This is a genomic window from Thalassotalea sp. G20_0 (genome assembly GCF_017744175.1).
Classification (GTDB): Bacteria; Pseudomonadota; Gammaproteobacteria; order Pseudomonadales; family Endozoicomonadaceae; genus Endozoicomonas.
In genome coordinates this window covers 1-4019 of sequence record NZ_JAGHQV010000114.1, presented here as the reverse complement: position 1 = coordinate 4019, position 4019 = coordinate 1, and the positions used below count along the sequence as shown (strand labels likewise).

General features: G+C 42.6%; 1 protein-coding gene. It reads left to right on the top strand.

The annotated features are described in order from the left end of the window. Window positions 1–9: 9 nt before the first annotated feature. A partial coding sequence (locus tag J7438_RS24660; protein ID WP_353620192.1) for an ankyrin repeat domain-containing protein occupies window positions 10–4019 on the top strand: 4010 nt, incomplete at its 3' end.

The following is a 4019-nucleotide window of genomic DNA, read 5'->3' as shown; positions in this document are numbered from 1 at the left end:
ATCCGGACATTGCTGGCCTTTGACCGCTCCCTGGCCAAAGAGAAGACTAACGATGCCCAAACGGCTCTCCACGCCGCTGCTCTTAAAGGCCAAACAGAAGCCATCCAGACATTGCTGGACTTTGACCCCTCCCTGGCCAAAGAGAAGGATAGAAATGGCTTGACGGCTCTCAACTACGCTGCTGAAAAAGGCCACACAGAGGCCATCCAGACATTGCTGGACTTTGACCCCTCCCTGTCCAAAGAGAAGAATAATGATGGTTTGACGGCTCTCCACTCAGCTGCTTATGGAGGCCACACAGAGGCCATCCAGGCATTGCTGGACTTTGCCCCCTCCCTGGCCAAAGAGAAGGATAGAAGAAATGGCTTGACGGCTCTCCACTCAGCTGCTTATAGAGGCCACACAGAGGCCATCCAGGCATTGCTGGACTTTGCCCCCTCCTTGGCCAGAGAGAAGAATAATGATGGCTTGACGGCTCTCCACTTAGCTGCTTATGGAGGCCACACAGAGGCCATCCAGACATTGCTGGACTTTGACCGCTCCCTGGCCAAAAAGAAGGCTAACAATGGCCAAACAGCTCTTCACTCAGCTGCTTATCAAGGCCACACAGAGGCCATCCAGGCATTGCTGGACTTTGACCGCTCCCTGGGCAAAGAGAAGAATAAATATGGCAGAACGGCTCTCCACCTCGCTGCTTTTAAAGGCCACACAGAGGCCATCCAGGCATTGCTGGCCTTTGACCGCTCCCTGGCCAAAGCGAAGGATAAATATGGCAAAACAGCTCTCAACAAAGCTGCTGAAAAAGGCCACACAGAGGCCATCCAGACATTGCAGGCCTTTGACCGCTCCCTGGCCAAAGTTAAGGATAAGAGTTGCGAAACGGCGCTCACTTTAGCTAAGGGCTTAAAAGAGAGCGTCAATGTATTAACGTACTTCGCTGTTTCCCAGGCCGATCATGAAAAAGACAACAGTACGCTCACAACCAACGTGAAGATCGACGATACCAAAAAAGCTGACAAAACAGCTCAGGCTGGCTCTGTTGCCACTGACGATCCTGCCCCGACTGATAGTAAAACTGCGGTTGACTCTCGTAAAAAGTCATTCAATGAAGGCCCGGATACTGACCCGGCACCACGGGAACTGTCAACAATTGAGTCACCCGCTATCAGCGAAAACAGAGCTGCTCTGGCTGATTCTGCTGCTGAGGAGGACAGCATAGTATACGCGCATGAATATCCGCACCTCGGGGAAGCCAAAGACGTTGATGAGCTTGGGAAAACAGAGCTGCACAAATTGGCTGAGCAGGGCAAAGAAATGAGTCTGTTTACTGAACTCTATGGAATCTCTGAAAAGGATAGAAACCAAACTGACAACAGTGGGAAAACACCGCTGCATTATGTTGCTGAGAAGGGCTTCAAATCATGTCTGGAACAACTACTCTCTATCGCGAATATCAACCAAACTGACAACAGTGGAAAAACACCGCTACATTATGCAATTTTAAACAAGGATGAGAAATTTCTGGAAGAATTATGTAGGAAAGTTCAGCATTTCTCGCCCCCAAATATCACTCATGCCCTGCGATTAGCCATCGATGAAAATTATGACAGCGAAAGTACAGAGAAACTGGTCAATAGGATACGCCTGGAAGATCCGGACGAAACTGACGGTAAAACACTCCTGCACTACGCTGCAGAAAAAGGCAACAAAAATTACCTGGAAAAATTTCTGGAGAAAGCGAAAAGGGAAGGGTACTTGGCAAAATCCATCAATCTTAAAGATCATAAAAAGAGGACACCCCTGCACTATGCAGCCGAGAAAAAGCACAGTAATTGTCTTCAGTTACTACTGAAGAAAGCACTCAAAGAATTAACATGCATCGATGCTAAAGATGAAAATGGTGACACCCCACTGCTCCTGGCTGATACTGATGCATGCGTAAGAGAGCTGATAAAGGCTAAAGCTGATGTGCATGAGAGAAATAACAACGGTATAACGCTACTGCATCGTATAGCCATGTCAGAGAAGAGAATTAATTGGCTGAAAGAAAATTACAAATGTTTTAATTTTAAAAAGGGAAATGATATTAATGAACCTGACATAGACGATAATAATCCGCTGCACTATGCAACTTATAACGGTAATATAATGTTTCTGAAAATGATCTGCGAAAAAGAAGGTAAATCTATAAATAAATATTTCCATGCTAGTAATAAACAAGGGGTTTCACCACTGTTTTTAACTATTCATAATGATAACAAAAACGAAGGCCTGATAAAACTGATCAAAACCAAAAATATAATACAACATATAGACCAGCGTTCGAGGTTATTTCTGTATGCTGCAGCTTATGGCAAAAATTATTGCCTGGAAAGGTTTTTTGAAAAAAGGCTTGACGACATAATAGATATCAATCACAAAGTTCAGAATAGTGGTATGGCTGCTTTGCACTATGTCGTTAAAGATAAATGTTGGAACCACAGTAGTTCTCTGGAGGTTCAAGGATATAAAGATTGTCTTAAGTGGATACTCTGCTTCGATGACGTAGACGTCAATCTCCCAGATAACCAACGCAAGACACCATTACATTTGGCTGCCGAGGCAGACAATATTTATTGCCTGGAAAGGTTGCTAGACCAAAAAAAACACCCAGTTAATATCAATGCTAGGGATCAACAAGGCAAGACACCATTACATTTGGCTGCCGAGGCAGACAATATTCAGTGCCTGAAAAGGTTGCTAGAAGAAAAAAAAGACACACTTATTATCAATGCTACTGATGACCAAGGCAAGACACCATTACATTTGGCTGCCGAGGCAGGCAATATTCAGTGCCTGATAGAGTTGCTAGACCAAACAAGACACCCCCCAGTTAATATCAATGCTATGGATAAGGAAGACAAAAAACCCCTGGATTTGGCTAAAGAACACTCTCTTTGCCAAGAAGCTCTGCAGGAGGACTGGAGGAATCTCAACGCCTGCGAACGCAAAGATAAACGTAAGTATTATCTCGACAAATATTTTGAAGGGCAAGACTATCAGACCAACTACCAAAATGAAAATGCTCACAGTCAAAGTAATCCAGTTGGCTTAAAAGATGGTTTTATTCGCTATCAAGAAAAAGTATTTATAGAGGATAAAGTAGTTGAGTGCCTTAATGGCTTTAAAGTAGAGTATCCAGAATTGAATTTTATCCCTTGCCCTGAAGTTAACTCCTTTGTTGTTTTAGCAAAGGATTTTGTTGTTAAAATTATTAAAGGCAGCTATGAAGATGCAATTTTCGGCTATTCCGGAATTAGAGAAAACCGCAATACCAAAAATCCTAAAGACCTGAAACAAATCTACGTTCCCGTACACTTTATACCTGACTTTGAACTTAATAATTTATCACTGGATCGCTATCCTTTCCATATTGAAGGCACCAAAGGTAAAATTATTGAATTCTTGGGCAAATATGATAAATGCCATTTTACGGTAAAAAGTATTGACAAAAAGGAGCAGTCAAAAGCCAGAGTCAGTGTGAATGTAAAGTTATGTCTGGATGATTGTGATCTGCCAAAAATGGTGAGAAATGTTTTTGTGGCTCCAATTAAGGTCACTTTTGGTCAAATACCATTAGACTTTATTGGGGGAATTATTGAACATCCGGATTTACAAGGCTTGCTTAAGAAAATTTCTGATGCTGTTAACACTAGTAAGGAAAAACTTCAGGAAAAACTTAAGGAGGAAGTTGTTAAAAACGCAGGAGAAATGCAGGAAAATCTTGGTAGCGAAGCAGCAAAACAACCTGAAGAAATAAAATCCAGGAAATTCGACAGCACCATCAATAAAATTTGTAACGAATTAAAAAGGCTCAACGAAAACGAAACTGATATTGGCACAGCATTGTCAAAAAATAATTTTGAGGTTTGCAGTGGCCCCATCCATTTACTGCATAACATCAAGAACGATCAGAAAATTCAAATTGAATTTGACCGGTTTGAGTCATCAAACAGCCCCGCCCGTTTACAGATCAACTC